The sequence below is a fragment of the Clostridium sp. B9 genome (assembly GCF_050509515.1).
GTDB lineage: Bacteria > Bacillota > Clostridia > Clostridiales > Clostridiaceae > Sarcina.
In genome coordinates, this window is the sequence record NZ_JBNWKA010000005.1 from 26,249 (window position 1) to 44,908 (window position 18,660).

The window sequence follows — 18,660 nt, forward strand, 5'->3', positions numbered from 1 at the left end:
AAAATTATATATTTTCAATATAAAATTTTATGATTTTATAGTCAACCTAAAATCTTTCTATAAATCTAAAATCTTCTAAATTTTCTCGAATCTTAAATCTTTCTATTTTAGATTTCTTGATATTTTGAAACTGTATAAGTCTTAGTAAATACTTATGCAGTGGTTTTCCATCTATTTTTTTATTTTTAGCTATATAAGCTATACCTAAAGGTAATGCCACATATTTATATATAAAATTTATGTGTATCCCAATTGTAGCATCTATAATAGCAATTATTATTAATGCCACAACGAAATAAACTGTAGTTGTTATAGGAACTGGAAAGGGTATTGTAGTATTTCCTAGTCTATAAATTTTAATTTCAAAGTTCTTAAGCTTATTATAGCTTCTTAAAATTTTTCTTTCTTCTTCCATAAAAATCTCCTTCTAAAAACCAAATATTGTTCTAACCCACTCACCAATTATTTTTATTATATCTGGTTGAGCAATAACTACAATTACCAATCCACCTACAACTAGAACAACTACTATACCTGCAATACTCTTTTTAACAAGCTCTTTTATTAAAAGAAATCCAACTACAACAAAGGATATAGGTAATAAAATATTGTTTATTACATTATTTTTTATATTTCCTCCATCTATACTAGCATATGCATAAGTGTTATAGGTTGTCATAAAAGCTATTAATGCTACAAAAAATCCTTGTATTCTTAGCTTGTGTAATTTTACTTTCTCTGCTGCTTTCTCTTTTAAATTCTTAAAATTTTTCATAATAAATCCTCCTAATTATTGCTCTTATTATTTAAATCTATATTTGAAGTTCTTGGCTCTAAAGTTTTAACTAAGAACTTGTCTCCTTCTTGAACTACAGTAAGGTTAAATCCTTGTTTTATTGAATTTCCAAAGGAATCTATATTTAAGTCTACAATTGCCAAGAATTCTTTATCACTAAGCTTATAAATATTTATTCTATCGATTTTATTGAAAGAGAACTTTTGACCTGCTCCCTTAATATCTGCTCCATCAACTAAGAAATAATCTATTTGTGTTTGATTTTGCTCGTAATATGCCTTAAAGAATTGAGATACACTATCTGTAATCTTTTTAGTTTTATCAGCATCATTTTCGCTAGTTCCGGAGAACTCTTTATTTTTGAAATAAGCTTTCTCTGGTGGAGCTGTCATTACTGGTAATGCATCCACGGCCATATTCATATCTTTATCGAAAACTATAGGAACTTCTAAATAATAATCAACTAAATTAGTATCATACTGAAGTTGGTCCTGTGGAGTTTGCTCTTGGCCAGCTTTAGGTGTATAAACTCTTACTCTAGCTTTAACACTTACGTTAACTTGATTTTCAGAATATTTTTCAAAATAAAAAGCACTAGTATAAATGACATCTGAATAAGTTCCATTATTCATCTCATTTGCCAGTTGCTCTGTAGTGTACTTTGTTATTCTATTTATAAAATCTTGTGTATTAATTGGATATCTAGAAAAATAATCCCAAGCAAATTCTTCAGCAAAAGAAAAGGCTTGAGTTTCAAGTGAACTTTGCTTCTCCATATTATTTAATATCTTTTCATTTTCTTTTTTTAAGGTTTCCGATTGATTACCTTTAAATACGGAAACTCCACCCCTAAAACAAAGAATACCTATAAGAACCCATATAAAAGCTCTTGCTATTCTAAATGGCATTACACTTACTAATTTTTTCTCCTTAACACCATTAACCTGCTTATCTAAATTAGCAACTGAATCCTCAAGATCCATGTTAAGTTTATCTTTTTTCTTAAAGAAAGACTTTTTTTCTTTCTTCTCTTTTTTAGGCTTAGTATTCTCTTTATTCTTTCTAAACACAATCCTCACTCCTATCTCTAATTACTATGCCATAGTAATTCTTTTTCTTTTCTTTATCTTTGTAAACATCAAGATTTACATTTAAATTTTCTTTTCTTGCAGAACGACAAAGCTCTGCTAATGCCTTTTCAAAATTTTCTATTGCACTATTTTTCATTTTCGTCACACCCTTTAATTATAAGTTTTTCCCTCACCTAAAGTTCCTTGAAGTAGATTATCAATATTATCTTCAATATCAACTTTAAAAGTTGGATTTTGACCTATAAAGATATCATCTGTTTTTATTTCTTCAAGACCACCTTGATATATATTAAATAACTCACTAAGTTTTATATTATTGTATTTTGCTAAATCTACACTTAAAGCACATATATTCTTAGGTTGAGAAACACCCATCTCTATTACAAAATAAGTTAATAAATCATCAAATTTTTCTAATGGCATTACTCCACCATTATCTTCTATATATGCCAATCTTTCTTCTTCACTATCAAAATCTAATGAATCATCATACCAAGCAATAATATGTTTATTATTAATTAAAACTTTTTGACATGGCTTCTCTTGATTACTTCCTTTGCAATATCTCCATCCACCTTTTACCCATGTACCTTTTATATCTGGTTCATCACATAATATTCTAAACTCTTCTTCAGTAACCTCACATACACCATATTCAGGTCCACTATAAGTTTGATTAAGCTTTACACCTAATCTTTTAAAATCTTTTGATACATCACCCATAATTAAAAGCTCTTTCATACTGCTACCTCCTATAAATACTCTTCTTCGTTGAAATAATAAAACTGAGTCTCCTTAAACTCACAGCCTATAGTAACTACAAATCTCCCTGTTATGTGTCCTATTTTTCTAATAATTTCATTTCCTACAACTAATTCTGAAAATTTACCTTCAATACGGCTACCATAAATTCTAACAGGAATATTATTTATTAATTGATTCCTTAAAATTCTAATTTCTGGTCTCTCAGTAGCACTTAATATATTAATTCCTGTTGGTCTTGCTAAACGAGCTAGCGTATTTAAATTATGTTCTATTCTATTTACTTTCTCTATGTCATCGGCTGATAAATTCTCTTTATATAAAATTTCATTAATTTCATCTATAACAACTACTATTCTAGGCAACTTATTACTTTCGCATATTTTATTGTTATAGTCATTGAAATTTCCAACTCTTTCTTTTCTTAAAAGATTAAGTCTTCTAGTATGCTCATAAATTATCGCTTGTAACAATTTATCTGCACTATCAATATCTCTTACGATATTCGTAAATTTTTCAAAGTTTGTAAGTTCTACACTAAAAGCATAGGTTAACCCAATTATATTTATCTCAGCCCCTTGATTTTTTAATTGCCAAATCATACATGCCAAAGCTACAGATTTTCCAACGCCCTCACCACCTGCTATTAAGATATGTGGTGTTTTATTTAAATCAACTTTTACAACTTCATTTTTCTCTGTTACACCTAAATTTAAAATACCATCTTCTTTTTCTAAATAATCATTACACCAATTTACTCTCTCTGGTATATTATTTACTAATCCATAAACTCTATTTTCATTGTTTTTATTTCTTTTGAAAAACATATCTCTATCCTCCTATCATAAATTTTCTTTTATAATTATTTTCCTCACTATTTATAATCAAATTTCCCTATATTATTAAATTTTTCACCTTTGCTTTTTTCACTTATCTCATCATTTTTAATTTCAACATCTTCTTTGATAATGTTAACTTCAGTTTTCTTTTCCTCATTATTAACTTCTACTTTTTCTTTAACTAAATTTATAATTTCTTTAGCATTATTCTCTATGGTTTTATTTTCATTTGAACCTTCATCAATTAGATTATTTTTATTTTCATTATCCTTAAAAGCTTCTCTAACTTTAAAAATCTTACTAGGAATAAAATGTTTATCATCATCAAAATAATAAGCTTGAAATTCAATTGTATCGGCTCCAAGTTTAAATAAGAAGCGTCCCTTTATTGGATCTAAATCCTTAGCTTTAGTATTACTTAATACAATTTCAGATGCCTTTGCATCTGCAAAACGACCACATATTCTAACAGGAACATTATTCTTAATTTGTCCTGTAATTACTTTTGCATCTGGTCTTTGAGTAGCAATTAATAGATTTATACCTGTAGCTCTAGATAGACGAGCTAAAGTAGATAAATATCCTTCTATTTTTGTTAATTTTTCTTTCTTTTCTTCATCTACTCCGGTCTTATCCATAAGCTCTGCAAGTTCATCAATTACAACAACAATTCTTCTTAAACTTCCTGAACACTTTGCATTATATTCAGCGATGTTTTTAACTTGATTTTCTCTTAACAACTTTAAACGTCTAGAATTTTCTTCAACAAGAAAAGCAAAAAGAGCTTCTGCTTCATCAACTTCAGTTATTACTTGACCTATTTTTTCATACTGTAAACCAAATTCCACTCCTCCTTTAAAATCGACCATATAGGCTATTGCTCCTTGGCTTATAAGTTGCCAAAGAATACATCTAACAATTACAGATTTACCTGATCCTGTTTCACCTGCAGATAATAAATGTGGACTTTTATTTAAATCAATTTTTATCTTTTGAGTTTCAGACTCTCCAATGCAAACAACACCTTCTTGTGGTTCTATATACTCATCACTCCACGGAATTTTTTCCTCAATTTCAAGAGAACCACTCATTGATTTCATAATAACTATTTGTTTACTCTTTCCTTGCTTTATTGAAATAATAGAAATATTAACTGCAGCTTGTATTTGAGGAATATTATGTCTCCAAACTTCTATTGGAATTTTAGACTCAAAAACTCTTTCATCAATTTTTGTTTCTTTATCTTGAGTATGAGATTTCAAGATAGGTAGTTTTGAATCTGACCCTTTAAATCCTAAATCCTCAAAAGCTTCTTTGAATTTATCATTCTCTTTTTCAGATTTACTTTTAAAACAAGATACAAGAGCAAAATAATAAACTGGAGAAAACCATAAAAGAAAATAAATTATTTTAAAGTAAAATTTTCTATCTACAAGAAAAAAATCTACATTTACTCTTGCAACTATGGGAATTAAAAAAGAAGGTATAAGACCAATAAAAAGCTTTTTATTTTTCCAAGACTTTTTAAATCCAATACCTGCACTTTTAAATAAAATAACTATTACTTTAAATAGCTCTTTTGATATATCTCTAATAATCATAAAGATTTCATTTAGAAAATCTTCTAACACTTTAGTTGAATTATCGCTCAAAGTAACAACTCCTTTCTAAAAATTTGTATAAAAATAGAGCACTATTAATAGCACTCTTATTTACTAACTTACTTAATTAAAAATAAAACTTTTTGATTAAACATTAATTTTACTTCTTAAATAAATTTCAGTAGTATCACTTCTAGTATGTCTTAATTTAACTCTAGTTTTATCTAAAGCTTCACTTTTAGGAATATCATTTTTTAATTCTTCCTTGTAAGTTCTTTTAGCAAAACCCCTTCGCAGATCATGACATTGTATTCCCATTTTAGTTGCTTGTTCTTGTAAGTAACGCATATGTGGAAATACTCTTTCATCTTCATTCTTAGTGTCAATAAACTCACTAATATTTTTAGATAAATATTTATTTTCAAGTTCAATAGAACAAAGTTTATTTCCTTTTGCTTCTCTAAGATTAATAGTTATTAAGTTTTTATCAAAAGAAAAATCATCTTTCTTTAGAGCTGCAACCTCGTGAACACGAAGTCCCGACTCTAACATTAACTTATAAGCTAATCTATAATTTTTCTTTCTAACTCTGTTAACTTTTCTTTCAATATCAATTAAATTTTTTTCTACAGTAGGTTTACGATTATTCTTTTTTTTATTTTTAATAATCTCTTTTAGTTCATCTTCAGAAGGAAAATCAACATCAAGATTATGCTCTTTTAAAAATCTAATAGCATTAACACCTGCAGATAATTTAGTTTTAAATTTAATTGAATTTAAGTTATCTAAAATTTTATCTTTAGTAATAACAGAAACATCATCAAGGTTATTAAAATTTTCAAATATTTTATTAAGAGCAGAGTTTCTATCTCTAATAGAATTTTTACTCAAAGAAGAATCAGAATAAATAATATTTTTCATTTCTTTTTTTAAATTAAATATATTCATTTAATTAAAGTCACTTGCCTTTCATTGAGAGTTTATACGGAAGGAGTTACACTCCTTCCTATGGGGGGAATACTTCCCCCCATTCCCCCCTTGGACTGGAGCTAAACGCTCCAGCCCAAGAGTATATAATTATCTATAATAACATATACATATAAAAATATTAGTCCCAAATTAAAACACAATTTGTGACCAATACATTATATGTATATATTATATATATAATATATACTCTATAATACGACAAGGGACTAATTCTTAATAAAACCTTGAAATAACTAATCTTTCAACAGGGGACATTATAGTATATTTAAATTTTAAATATCCCCCGTATTGTCCCCCGCTTTGTCCCCTGTAATGTCCCCCGTAAAAAGTGGTTTTAAAAAATGCAAATTTTAAACTTCCATTTGAATTTTTAACCATGAAAAAATAGAGTAATCTATAACTATTGCATATACTCTTTCATCATCAATTCTTACTCTCTTAACTAACTTTTCATCATCAGCTATAAGCCATTTTAACTCTCTCCACATATGCAATTTATTTTCTGCAGTATCGTATTCTCTTTTAGTCAACATATCTCTAATAAACTCATTATTTAAGTATATATATCTTCTATCTCTTGAAAAAACAAATGAACCTTTTTTCATTAAATAGTTAACTACATCGACCAATTCTTTTGCATATAAATTTAAATCTTTCACCTAATAAATTAACTCCTTCCGTTCACTTTCTACTTCATCCTCATTGTAATTTTCATCTTCAAAACTTTCAAGATTTTCATTACTTTCTTGATTAATTTCTTCTATAACTTCATCCTTTTTATTTGAGTTTTTTATTTCATTTTTAACACAATTTCTTATAATCTTTGTATTCTTAGTTATTACTTCTTGATGCTTTTTATTTAACCAATCTATATATTCTACTCCTTGTAATTTTAATAAATCTTGTGCTAATTCCTTTAAATTTTTATCTAACTTTGCAGCCATAATTTTATCTCCTTCCATATACTTTTTAATAGTTTGTAATTATCAACTCTTTGTTTCTTTTTCTTCCTTCTGATTGCCTTGAAACTGAATAATGTACTTCAACTTCTTTGATATTAAAATCTTTGTACCAGCTTCTAGTTTCTTCACAATCATTGATTGTTAGAATGAACTTTCCTTTGATATTTTTAAGAATATCTCTAAGTTTTAATTGCTCTTTTATTCCAAACTCTGCTTTATATCCGGCTGTACCATAGTACGGCGGATCTAAGAAAAATAATGTATATTCCCTATCATATTTTTCAATTATTTTTTCAAAACTTAGGTTTTCTACATAGGTATTTTTTAATCTTTCTTGTAATTCTTCTAAGTTACAATCAAAGATTTTTTGTGATGGTAATGTATTAGTTCCATAACCATAATGATTACCTTGACCACCGAAACTTTGAGTTATAAGATACATAAATCTTATAGCTCTTTGTATATCGGTTAAATGCTCCAAAGTAGCATTTTTATATTCATCGAATATACTTCTTCCGGATATTTCATAGGACAGAAGCCTTTTCATTTCCGGAGCATGGTACTTTATAATTTTAAATAGGTTTGGTATTTCATTTTCAATGTCATTTATAACTTCGATTTTTGATTTAGACTTGCCAAAATACACCCACCCAGCTCCAAAGAATGGTTCTACATAACACACATGATCTGGCATCATACTTATTATTTCTTTTCTTAATTTACTTTTACCACCTAGCCTTGTAATTGGTGGTTTTAACATTGATTTTTGCATAAAAAAATTCCCCCTTGAACATTATTTAAGTTCTTGGAGAACAACTCGTTTTATATGATTATTTTATTTGTTTAGATTGTTTAAAAAACTAAATATTTTCTTAAAACTAATATGTTTAGTAAATCGTAAAATACCTTTACCACCATATAAGTTTACTCCATTTTTATTTACAGAAACTCTCGCTCCTTTTTTACCTGTACTAAATCCCACACCCCCTCCAGTTGATAAATTAACTTTAGAATTTTTACCAACTTTAAAAGACTTTCTTAAACTAAATCCCATATCTTATTTCTCCTTTCTTTTTAACTTTTCAAATATATTTTCTATATGATCTGCTTCAAATTCTATAATTGCAGCTAATAATTTATTTCTAGATTGTATGCCATATTGTTCTTTAAGAACTTTTGCATTATCGTAAATAAAGTCCATTATTTTATCATTTGCATCTTGATTTATTATTACATTAATTCTTTCTTTTGACTCCTGTGTTTTAGCAGTAAAAAGAACATCCTTTTCTAGTTCTTCTCTTATCGCTTCAACTTTCTTTCTAACTTCGCCTATCTTTCTAGTGTTCTTATTCATTTAATACTCCTCCATACTTATTAATTTTCTCTGTCTCTTTTATTTTCTTATATCTGAAAAATTTTTCTTATTCGTTCACGCCTTTCTAAACGACTCATTCTAGATACTCCTTTCTTTAACATTAAACTCATAAGATTTCACTTCTGATATAGGAATTAGAATACTCTTTCCATTCTTCTTATACTCTATACTTTGTAGCTCTTTATTCATAACAAAGTTTAATATATCTTCACTTTCATATTTCCAATCACTAAATAATTTTAATTCTGTCTTATTTCCGTCTTTTGTTTTTATAGTTAATGTAAATTCATATTTCTTATCAAATTCATTAACTGAAAGCTCTAATTCTTTCTCTGCCTCAATATATGCATATCCCATAAGTATTAAAACTAAAATTATCAATGATAATAAAAAAATCCTTTAAAAACCATTAACTTCTCCTCCTAATCCATTTAACAACTGTACAAATAATTATAGATACAAATAATAAAAACATTATCCCCATCATCGATTTCAAAACTACTACTGAAAAATTTGTAAGTGCATGATCCATTTTAATTTCTTGATGAGTTTGTCCACTATTTTCTTCCCTTTGATTTTTATGTTCTTCTAAATCAGTATCATCTCCATATAAATCTTAATATATTGGATTTGCAGGATTACTTGGATTAAATGGACTTAATGGATTAGCCGGATTTAATAAATCACTATAATCATACATTTAAAGCATTTCTCCTTTATTTAAATTTTCTTATTCTTATTAAATATTTTTTCAGTTAAAGATTTAATAAACTTATTATTTGAAATATAAAAAGAAAAATCTATAGAAAATTTAATTAGAAGTATAATTAGTATAAATGCTACTATATTTGAACAAAATTCCAAATCTACAATTGCTATATAATATAATCCCAAAAAAGCTAGAGTAACTATTACTAAATTTAAAATAATACTTAATATTTTTTTTACTATAAACTCTAAATTATTTAATAAAAAATAATCTTTTATATTAAAATTTCCAAATATAATTTTGAAAACTATAAATGCAAAATATATTAAAATATAGTAAATTAAAATATTAAAAAAAAGATTATATACATTCATTTATTTTTCCTCCTACTTTATTTTAATTACCAAGTTAAAATTAATTAATTCTCCAGTTAAAATTAATCTTTGTTTAGCATGGTTAATACAAGTTATTAAAGTTATTTCTTTCTTGTCATTTGAAAAATTTATTTTGCTTGTGTCATTAGGCTCTACGATATATCGGTTTGTTATTTTATATTCAAGTTCCTTATTATCAGATATTATTTTTACTGTAGATCCTATTTTAAGCTTATGAAGGTTTCTAAATATAGATCCACGCATATTATTGTGTGCAGCTAATATTACATTTCCTAATTCTCCAAAATCAGAACTTGACCTGTACTTAGCCACTACATAATCTAGATTTTCTTCTCCTAAAACTATAGGAGCTTTAACCCCTATACTATCTATTTCTAATATCCCAATTACATCATTTTTTTCATTTTTCTTATTGTTATTAGGTTGAGTAAAAGTATCTTTTATATCTTCTTTTTTCTCTGTATTTTCAGGTGTTTCAGGAATACTATACTTTACTGAAGAATTACTATACATTTTTTCTTCATATTTTTGAACTAAATCATCCTGGATTGACTTTGATTTAAAATCAATAAATAAAGCTGTTCCTATTAACGATATTCCAATTATGATTAAGGTTATAAAGGCTTTTTTCATCATTTTAAACACATCCTATCACTGTAAAATAAGCTTTAATTAAATTTATTAAGCTAAAAAAAATTAAATATATATTTAACAGACCTAATAAAACTCTTAAAGCTATCAAAAATACTTTTATAAACTTCTTTTTAACTTCATACCTAGAAAATATGAATATTAAAAATATATTTAATATAAATAAGCCTATACTTTCTAATATCAGTATCTTTATACTCATTAATACCAAAGGAGAAGAAAGGCCTATAATAAAAATTCCCAATATAAATATCCCTAAAAACATCATCCTTGCCACAATCGGAATATAATTATCCAAACCTAATATAAGAAAAAAAAGTCCTAAAATACTTAAAAGAATTCCTATGAAAGTAAAAAAATTAATAAAAATCATTTTTAAACAGCTATGTTACTGAAATTAAAAAACTTAAAATATGTTTTTATATGATATTCAAAGTAATACTTTCTTAGGATCTTCTCAAGTTTATATTTATTTCTTATTCCACAAGATCTTAGATACTCTTTCGATAATCTTTGTAGTTTTGAAATTAAATATTTTCTGTATTCTAGGTCCTTTTTATTTAATTTTCTATTTGATAAAGAACTAAATTCTAAATCTAATTTTTCTATTTCACATAATAAGGTTTCACTCATTTTTCTCACTCCCTTTTATTGTTGAAAATTATGTTTTTTAAATAATATTTCAAGTTCTTCATCGGCTTTTTTAGCCACTTTAAATAAACTCATATACATAAAAATATTTATAATAATCAATCCTAAAATAATAGTTATAACCATACATCCCATCTCCTTATTTTCTTATGTAAACTTAAGAGAGTACCTTATGGCACTCTCTTAATTAAAAAAATTATGATAATTTTCTTTTCTTTGAAAGTATTAATGCTCCTAGGCCTCCTGCTACTAAGATAATTCCAAATGGAATTAATGCATTAACATCTAGGCTTGAACCTGTTTTAATAATTTCAAATTTCTTGTTAGTTAGGTTACACTTAACTACTTCCCCATGTTCACCTATTTTAAAGGTTCCAGTTTCAGTTGTAAGCTCATATCCTTCTGGAGCTTGAGTTTCTGAGATTTTGTATTCTCCAGCTGCTAATTCAAACTCATTTCCATTCTTTGAAGAAATAAACTCAATAACCTTTCCTTTATCTAAGCCAGAAAGACATTCAATTTTTATTTTAGCTCCTTCAAGAACTTCTCCTGTAGCAACATCTGTCTTAGTAAAGATAAGTTTTCCTGTAGTTCTTTCATTCTTTAAGTTGGCCTTTATAATTTCTCCAACCTTAATTTCAAAAGTTCCAACTTCAGTAGAAAGCTCGTATCCTTCCGGTTGTTGAGTTTCTCTAAACTCATATTTACCTTCAGGTAAAGTAAATTTATTACCTTCTTTGCTAGAAGTAAAGTCAATTTTTATGTGTTTATTTTGTTCTTCTACTCCTATTATCTCTATCTTAGCACCTTCTATATTTTCTCCAGTTGTAACATCAGTTTTAGTAAAGTCTACTTCTCCAGTTTTAACTTTGTTTTCTGCAGTTACAGTCTTAGTTTCACCGTCTTTATCTATTACAAAACTTAAATCTTTATCTTGATTTATTTCATAATGCTCTGGAGCTTTAATTTCATGCCAATAATAATTTCCAGCTTCTAAGTTTTCTACTACTATTTTTCCATCTTTGTTAGTTGTGTAATTTCCTACAAGCTTTTCCCCATTCCAAAGTTCAAACTCAGCCCCTTCAAGTGGTCTTTTAGTTTCTGAATCTACCTTGATTAATTCTGCATTAGCTCTTATCTTTTTATTTTCCATTTCAAGCTTAACTACTTGACCATTTTCTTTAACATCGAAGAAAATAGTCTCTTTGTTAATAACGTAATTCCAAAGTGTTTTAACTTCTTCTATTTTGTAATGACCATATTCTAAACCTTTTAAACTAACTATTCCTTTGTCATTACTCTTTAAGTCCCAAGTTTGTCCTTTCATTAGGCCATCTAAAGCTGTAACTTTAAACTCAATATCAGCTAAAGGTTTCTTTGTTTCTGAATCTATCTTTAAAAGCTCCATATCGCCTGTTATACGGTCGTTAGCTACCTTAATAGTATAAACAGTACCTAAGTCCTTAATATCTTCTAGAGCGGCATTTTCGTCTATTTTAAAAGGTATTGGCTTTATGCTTATATAACCATCCTTAGGTTTTGCCTCCTCCAATTGATAATTTCCGTATGCTAAGTGTTGTGGAGTTATTATTTCTCCATTCTTATCAGTTGTTAAAGTAGTTGTTTTATGAGGAATTATTCCTACAAAGTTTGTAAACTCTACAAGCTTATTAGTATCAGTATTTCTAACTTGGAATTTAACTCCTTCTAGTGGTTTATTGTCTTTAGAGTCAACTTTAACAACTCTTAACTTAGCTTGGATAGGAGCGTTTTTAACGTATTTAACATAAACTTTATTATCTTCATTTATGTTAATTGTGTATTCCTTATCACTAGCCCAATATCCTTCTGGAGTTTCATCTTCAATGAATTTGTACACTCCATATCTAAGATCCTTAGTAAATGCAAATCCATTTTCATCAGTTTTAACTTTATCTACAGTAGTTCCTGGTTCTATACCATTAACATTAACTGCAACAACTTTAAAACCTGCGTTAGCAACTGGTTTTTCTTCGTTTTCACTATCAACTTTAACTATTTGAATGCGACCTTTCATAACTTTGTTAGTAAAGTCATAAGAATAAACTTTATCATCTTCAGTTATGTTTATGTCTATAGTTTTATCGCTTAATTTATATCCTTCTGGAGCTTGTAGCTCTTTACCAATATAGTGACCATAATCTAGATACTTACTTGTTGCAGCTCCCTTTTCGTCAGTTGTTAATCTATCAACTTCATTACCTGCATCATCATAAATACCAAGTACAGCACCTTTTAAACTAAGTTCTGGCATTTCTTCATCGATTTTGTGTATTGAAACTCTACCCTTAATTTTTCTATTAGCATGAGTAATTTCTATTGTTTTCATATGTTCATTAATAGTAACTGGATATTCTTTACCATTAAGCACATATTTACTTGGGGCTTTTGTTTCTCTTACAATGTAGTTTCCAAAAGGATGTAACCCACTTAATACCTTTCCATTTTCCCCTGTAGTCATTTTCTCAACTACTTCGTTATTATCAGCCTTAACCATCTCAAATTCAGCACCTGAAATTGGTTCGCCAGTTTCTTCATCAATTTTTGTTATTTCTACTCTTCCTTTTATTTGAGTATCAACCATTTCAGCAGTAGTTACTTTATTAGGTTTTACAGTAATATTAACTGGATTAGTAATTAAATATCCTTGTGGAGCTTCGACTTCTTCGATGATGTACTCTCCTGGCTTAATGTCATTGAATACTACTCTACCATTTTCTGATGTAGCTTCAGCTATTTGATTGCCTTCTTTGTTTTTCAAAACAAATTTAGCACCAGTTAAAAGAGAACCATCGTCTCCTTTTTTAACAATCTCTATAGCTCCATTTAAACCAGTCCATGATACAGTAACATTATCCTTATTCATATTTTGGTATCTTAAATCAACAAGTGCCATGTCTTGTTTACCTGCTACTGGAGTTGCATAAGCTAAAGAAGCTGGTAATTCTACAGTTGCTTTAACATCAACCTTAATATCCCCTGTTTCTGCATCTATAGGAATATAAACTTTAAAACTTTCGTTAGAATTATAGGTATTTCTTTCATCTCCATCCATATCTTTTATCTTAACTACATCTTTTAATCCTGGATTACTTGAACTTTTTATAGTAACCTTAGCATCTTTAAACTCATAGTCAGATTTTATTTTTATAGGCTCAGAAACGAAATAATCACCTTCTTGATGAGCAACTATATTACTAGGAGTAACTTCAAAGAATGTTGGTAACTCTTTGTTTAATCCTTTTTCTACTAAAAAGTCTATTACTGGTTTTAATCTACTTAAAGATACTGTTCCATTTTGAAGTCTTGTTCTATCAATTCCCCTACTTAAACCAGCTTCTTTTTGATAAGCCCAAATAGCAAGTTGAGTACAATATATATATTCATCAGCTGATATCCCCCATTCTGAGCCATCTTTAGCAGGGTACCCCCAATAAATAATAGTTTCTATTCCTCCATCAACTGGTATTTCTTCTGTGTAATCTTGTCCAGTTGGATTCAGTGCACCTGTATTTAGACAATAACAGGTCCTTAGATCTGGAGCATAGTATCTATGATTACCTATAGGAAGAACCTTTCCCCAAGTTGGAGAATTGTAATTTAGATAACTCTCTGCGTCTGTAGAATTTATTTCTACTGCAAATACTTTGATGTTAGTCAATAAGAATGTAAAAATTAAAGTTATCGTTGTAATTAGTCTAAATCTTTTTCTTTTCCTCAAATTTCTCTCCTCCATATTATTTATTTTTTATTTTGATAAATTAATTTAAGATGTATCAAAATACTTCATTTTCTTTTCTCCTTCCTAAAAATTTGTATTTAAAAACCTGCTAATAAAAATCAAGTGTTTTTTATTAGCAGGTTTATTGCTTAAGTATTTAATTTTTTACATGCCAAATAGACTAAATGAGTTTTCTCATTTAGCCTATTTCATATTATTTTTCAAATCAAAATTTAAGTCATATAAACTTCTTTTACCTTAGCGTAATAAATTCGTAAAAACTTATTTAAAGCAGCAATTTTAGCTACTTTTTTAGCTTTTCCTTCAATTTCTTTTTTTAGCATATATAAATATACGGAATCATTAGGCTTATTACTTTTTAAGCATTGCATAATTTCATATCCAGTTTTCCTAAGTAAAGCAGACCCCCGCTTTGAAATACGACGTTTATTTGAAACAAACTGTCCAGATTCAAAAGGTGGAGAATCAATTCCTGCATAAGCTATTAAAGCTTTTTTATTGTGATATCTTTTTATATTACCAATTTCAGCTATTAAACGTGGAGCCAATTTATCTCCCACTCCAGGCATATTTCTAACTACATCATATTCTTTTAACTTTCTTGCCTGTTTTTGCATTTGTGATAAAATCATATATAGAGTTCTATTTACTTCATCAAGAACTCTAACTGCTTCTAATACTAACATTTTAGTAGATGGAGAATTAGAAGATAATGTAGGGATACCTTCTTGTGCTAAAGCATATATTTCCTTTGCTTTTGTTTCACTTTGATGGTATCCATTCTTCTTACACCATTTCATATAGCTACCTATAAATTGCTTTTCACTTTTTTTAGTAATATTATCATAATGCCAATACTCCCTTATAAAGTCATTTAACTTATCTTTCTCTACTTTATCTAAGCTATTCCTTAATAAAGTTTTTATTTTCGGCATTGTCATATCTAATAAATTACCTAACACAAGCTTACTTTCGATTTTCATTTTTACATAGTGAGAATACTGTCTTCCTAATAATTTTAGTTCCGAATATATCTCATCTGTAATTTCATAATCAACCAACTTAAACCAATTATCAATTCCATAGTTAGCTATTTTAATAGAATCAATCTTATCAGTCTTAGCCTTTCTTAATCCTCTGAAAGAATACTTTTTCATTAATAAAGGATTTATTACAGATACAAATATATTGTGCTCCTTAAGATAAGTAAGAACCGGTAAATGATAAGCGCCAGTTGCTTCCATTACAACTTTTACGTCCTCTTTTAGACTTAAAATATCATTTACTAAATTTTTCAAATCTGTTTCTGTATGTTGAATTTCATATGGATCTTTAAAAACCTCACCATAAGGTTTTAATGCACAAACAGTACTTTTCCCTTTTGAGACATCAATTCCTATACTAATCATCATATTCCTCCTAAAAGTATTGTAATTTAATCCTACCTACACTTATTACAATTCATTTTGGTTAGTTACACGAACGCCTTAATGGTTTCAACCTGCTTAATCGAATCTTTATAATAAGGGGAAGGCTAACAGTTTTTAAAACGGATATTATAAACCCAAAGAGTGCGCCGTCAGACCAATTACACCCTCTATTATAAATTAAAATAAGTGCAAATATTTAATCATATATTATGATTTTTATTTACAATTAAACAGTACCAAAGAGTGCTGCTTAATTGCAACACTCTTGAACTTTCTAACTTAAACCAATACTTATTCCTAATGCTCTATTTAGTTCTTTTATTTCATATCCATTTAGCTTTCCTATTTTCTCTCTCATCTGATACCTAGAAATAGTTGTTATTTGCTCTAATAAAATAGTAGATGGCTTTTCTAAACATTCTTTTATTATTTTAGTATGTACGGGCATTTCTTTCTTAGGTTGAGATGTTACAGAAGTCACTACAAAAGTTTCTCCATACCTATTCCCAATATCATTTTGAATTACAATAACTGGCCTAATTCCACCTTGTACTGAACCCACCTTACTCTTTATGTCTCCTAAGTCTGCATAGAAAATATCACCCCTATAGACTTCTCCTTTATAAAAATCTTTCCTCACTCTTCCCATATGTTCTCCCCCTAAAAAACAGTATCAAAAAAGACCTAGAGTAAAACTCTAGATCTTTATATATAAATTAATAGTCAAAACCTATAACTGTATAATATCTTCCATTACTGTCTTTATATACTGCACAAGCTCCTTCTGTTAAATCCGGATCTAACATATTCTTATTATGAGCTGGAGAATTTTTAAATCCATTTAAAATAGAACTAGCTGAAGTATATGCAGTTCCATCATAAACTATTTGACCACCTTCTGGATAACTCTTATGGAAGCCACTTTGCTTTTGTGCCATTTCTTCACAGTGGCTCTTTGTCCATCCAGCATATTTACCACTCCAGTTTAAGGCATTTAAACCTTGAGACTGTCTATAAGCATTAAAATCATTCCAAAGCTCTTGACTCATACCACTTTGATATTCCCAAGTTCTTTGAGGTTTTTGAGGTTTTGCAGGTTCAACTGGTTTTGTTTCTTGTTGATTTTCTGCAGGTTTTTCTTGTTTATTCTCTTCTGGTTTTTGAGAAGGTTGTGGAGCTTCTTCAGGCTTTGACTCTTCAGATTGCTCTTGTTTGTTACTTTCAGGCTTACTAGAGCTTTCTTCCTTACTAGGCTTTACAATTGTAATACTTCCTTCACTACTTGCAGTAGTGCCTTTTATATCCTCCACTTTCTCAACCTTCTCACCACTTGGTTGTTGTGAAGCTTGAACTTTATTTTCTGTTTTAGAACCTATAGTTTCACCACTGGTTACTTTTATACTTCCATTATCAACACTCTCTACTTTTTCAACTTCACCTTTTTTATTTTTTATATTAACATCACTTCCAGCTTCTTTCTTTTCTTCAACTATTTTAGAAACATCGTCTCCTTTGGAGCTATCGGCAATGGTATTACCATCTTTATCTTTAACAATTAGTGATCCATCTTCTTGTTCTTCTACAGTTACTTCTTCATTATTTGCATCTTTATTTTCTTCTAGCTTTTTATCTTCATCTGCCTTAGGATCTTCTTTTTTCTCAGCTAAAGCTATATTATTAGTATCAGTAGCATAATGCTTACTTATTGCATATCCACCTACACCAACTACTGCTATTCCTAAAGCAACTGCAACTCCTATAGTTTCTTTTTTATGTACTTTCACAAATTCTATTATGGCCTTAATTCTCTTATTCATTTTAATTCTCTCCCTTGAAATAATATTTTTTAAATATATCTCGCATATGTACCAAGCTGTCTAAAACTTTTTCTTAAAACTAAAATGTTTGGGAACATCGAAAGGAACTACACATCCAATTTCTTCTTCTTTTTTAACACTAAAATTTCCATGTCCATTATGTTTGTAAATGGAACTATTAGTCTTAACAAAGTTTCTATCACTCATATACTTTTTACATTCTCTATGAGTAATTTTCCTTATTTCTTCATCTTGTAGTTTTTTCAATTCCCTTTTAGCTTTATTATGTTCTTTCAAATGACTAAAATTTCGGTTAAGACACTTATAAATAGTATCTTCCTTAGCCCCTAATATTTTTGCTATTTCTTTTCCCGAAAAACCATCTAAATAAAGACTTCCAACTTCATTTTTATTAAGTTCTCCTTTACCTCTCACAGCATCAACTCCTAAAGTTTGTCCTAAAAGTGTATTAAAAAAGGGCGTAGTTCGCTCTCCTTTTCTCCTACTGGACAAAACTTAAATTTAATTTATTTAGTTGTTTAATACTATTGCTCTATAAATTTCTTCCATGCTTGTATCGTATATTCTAGATAATTTATAGACTTCACTTGCACTAGGATTTTTTACTTTCCCATTTTCTAATTTGTGAATAAAACGTGCTTCTTTACCAATTAAGCTAGCAACTTCTCGTTGAGAAAGCACTTTATTCTTTCTTAGAAAGCTTAACTTGTTTTCCATATTTATCACCTTTATCCATATTTTCATTTAATTTACCTATATATTATCACGCTCACTCACCAATGTCAATAT

23 protein-coding genes are annotated in these 18,660 nt (G+C 28.2%); all 23 read right to left on the reverse strand.

Translation table 11 applies throughout. The features are described 5' to 3' along the window. Positions 1 to 46: 46 nt before the first annotated feature. On the reverse strand, positions 47 to 415 hold the full coding sequence (locus ACQZHJ_RS18140; protein ID WP_430486960.1) for a TcpE family conjugal transfer membrane protein: 369 nt from the start codon (positions 413 to 415) through the stop codon (positions 47 to 49). A gap of 12 nt (positions 416 to 427) precedes the next feature. After that, entirely contained in the window at positions 428 to 775 is a 348-nt protein-coding gene (gene tcpD / locus ACQZHJ_RS18145) for a conjugal transfer membrane protein TcpD (RefSeq protein ID WP_430486961.1), read from the reverse strand. Between the two features lie 11 nt (positions 776 to 786). Next, entirely contained in the window at positions 787 to 1,866 is a 1,080-nt protein-coding gene (locus ACQZHJ_RS18150) for a conjugal transfer protein (RefSeq protein WP_430486962.1), read from the reverse strand. After that, positions 1,859 to 2,023 (reverse strand): hypothetical protein, encoded by a 165-nt coding sequence (locus ACQZHJ_RS18155; protein WP_003449020.1) that lies wholly within the window; start codon positions 2,021 to 2,023, stop codon positions 1,859 to 1,861. The genes ACQZHJ_RS18150 and ACQZHJ_RS18155 overlap by 8 nt, the downstream gene beginning before the upstream one ends. 14 nt (positions 2,024 to 2,037) lie before the next feature. Then, on the reverse strand, positions 2,038 to 2,628 hold the full coding sequence (locus ACQZHJ_RS18160) for a hypothetical protein (RefSeq protein ID WP_430486963.1): 591 nt from the start codon (positions 2,626 to 2,628) through the stop codon (positions 2,038 to 2,040). A gap of 11 nt (positions 2,629 to 2,639) precedes the next feature. Next, the gene (locus ACQZHJ_RS18165) at positions 2,640 to 3,476 is read right to left on the reverse strand and encodes an FtsK/SpoIIIE domain-containing protein (RefSeq protein WP_430486964.1); all 837 of its coding nucleotides are present in this window, start codon (positions 3,474 to 3,476) and stop codon (positions 2,640 to 2,642) included. Between the two features lie 47 nt (positions 3,477 to 3,523). Next, positions 3,524 to 5,140 (reverse strand): FtsK/SpoIIIE domain-containing protein, encoded by a 1,617-nt coding sequence (locus ACQZHJ_RS18170; RefSeq protein WP_430486965.1) that lies wholly within the window; start codon positions 5,138 to 5,140, stop codon positions 3,524 to 3,526. 96 nt (positions 5,141 to 5,236) lie between these two features. Then, entirely contained in the window at positions 5,237 to 6,037 is an 801-nt protein-coding gene (gene tcpM, locus ACQZHJ_RS18175) for a MobM family relaxase TcpM (RefSeq protein WP_003449001.1), read from the reverse strand. Positions 6,038 to 6,429: 392 nt separating this feature from the next. Further along, positions 6,430 to 6,738, reverse strand: a complete 309-nt coding sequence (locus ACQZHJ_RS18180; RefSeq protein ID WP_003448996.1) for a hypothetical protein — start codon at positions 6,736 to 6,738, stop codon at positions 6,430 to 6,432. Then, the gene (locus ACQZHJ_RS18185) at positions 6,739 to 7,023 is read right to left on the reverse strand and encodes a hypothetical protein (protein WP_003448990.1); all 285 of its coding nucleotides are present in this window, start codon (positions 7,021 to 7,023) and stop codon (positions 6,739 to 6,741) included. Positions 7,024 to 7,048: 25 nt separating this feature from the next. After that, positions 7,049 to 7,813 carry a DNA adenine methylase gene (locus ACQZHJ_RS18190; RefSeq protein WP_430486966.1) on the reverse strand — a complete coding sequence of 255 codons (765 nt, stop codon included), beginning with the start codon at positions 7,811 to 7,813 and terminating at the stop codon, positions 7,049 to 7,051. Between the two features lie 63 nt (positions 7,814 to 7,876). Then, positions 7,877 to 8,095 (reverse strand): DUF4236 domain-containing protein, encoded by a 219-nt coding sequence (locus ACQZHJ_RS18195; RefSeq protein ID WP_004461335.1) that lies wholly within the window; start codon positions 8,093 to 8,095, stop codon positions 7,877 to 7,879. A 3-nt stretch (positions 8,096 to 8,098) separates the two neighbouring features. Then, the gene (locus tag ACQZHJ_RS18200; RefSeq protein WP_430486967.1) at positions 8,099 to 8,395 is read right to left on the reverse strand and encodes a hypothetical protein; all 297 of its coding nucleotides are present in this window, start codon (positions 8,393 to 8,395) and stop codon (positions 8,099 to 8,101) included. Positions 8,396 to 8,494: 99 nt separating this feature from the next. After that, positions 8,495 to 8,797: a hypothetical protein gene (locus tag ACQZHJ_RS18205; RefSeq protein WP_243121001.1), complete on the reverse strand. Its 303-nt coding sequence runs from the start codon at positions 8,795 to 8,797 to the stop codon at positions 8,495 to 8,497. A gap of 714 nt (positions 8,798 to 9,511) precedes the next feature. Then, entirely contained in the window at positions 9,512 to 10,156 is a 645-nt protein-coding gene (locus ACQZHJ_RS18210) for a class D sortase (protein ID WP_139934371.1), read from the reverse strand. A 390-nt stretch (positions 10,157 to 10,546) separates the two neighbouring features. Then, positions 10,547 to 10,804 (reverse strand): hypothetical protein, encoded by a 258-nt coding sequence (locus ACQZHJ_RS18215; RefSeq protein ID WP_003448999.1) that lies wholly within the window; start codon positions 10,802 to 10,804, stop codon positions 10,547 to 10,549. Between the two features lie 15 nt (positions 10,805 to 10,819). Then, complete coding sequence (locus ACQZHJ_RS18220) at positions 10,820 to 10,948, reverse strand: hypothetical protein (protein WP_003464377.1); 129 nt, start codon at positions 10,946 to 10,948, stop codon at positions 10,820 to 10,822. A 70-nt stretch (positions 10,949 to 11,018) separates the two neighbouring features. Beyond that, positions 11,019 to 14,582, reverse strand: coding sequence for a SpaA isopeptide-forming pilin-related protein (locus ACQZHJ_RS18225; protein ID WP_430486968.1), 3,564 nt, complete (start codon positions 14,580 to 14,582; stop codon positions 11,019 to 11,021). Positions 14,583 to 14,815: 233 nt separating this feature from the next. Next, complete coding sequence (locus tag ACQZHJ_RS18230; RefSeq protein WP_430484569.1) at positions 14,816 to 16,012, reverse strand: IS110 family transposase; 1,197 nt, start codon at positions 16,010 to 16,012, stop codon at positions 14,816 to 14,818. 295 nt (positions 16,013 to 16,307) lie between these two features. Further along, a complete protein-coding gene (locus ACQZHJ_RS18235) occupies positions 16,308 to 16,682 on the reverse strand; it encodes a type II toxin-antitoxin system PemK/MazF family toxin (RefSeq protein WP_003458803.1) in 375 nt (124 codons plus the stop codon). Between the two features lie 67 nt (positions 16,683 to 16,749). Then, positions 16,750 to 17,850, reverse strand: coding sequence for a CAP domain-containing protein (locus ACQZHJ_RS18240; RefSeq protein ID WP_430486921.1), 1,101 nt, complete (start codon positions 17,848 to 17,850; stop codon positions 16,750 to 16,752). Between the two features lie 60 nt (positions 17,851 to 17,910). Next, entirely contained in the window at positions 17,911 to 18,285 is a 375-nt protein-coding gene (locus ACQZHJ_RS18245; protein WP_430486922.1) for a terminase gpP N-terminus-related DNA-binding protein, read from the reverse strand. Positions 18,286 to 18,381: 96 nt separating this feature from the next. Further along, positions 18,382 to 18,588 (reverse strand): helix-turn-helix transcriptional regulator, encoded by a 207-nt coding sequence (locus tag ACQZHJ_RS18250; protein WP_003453254.1) that lies wholly within the window; start codon positions 18,586 to 18,588, stop codon positions 18,382 to 18,384. Positions 18,589 to 18,660 lie beyond the last annotated feature (72 nt).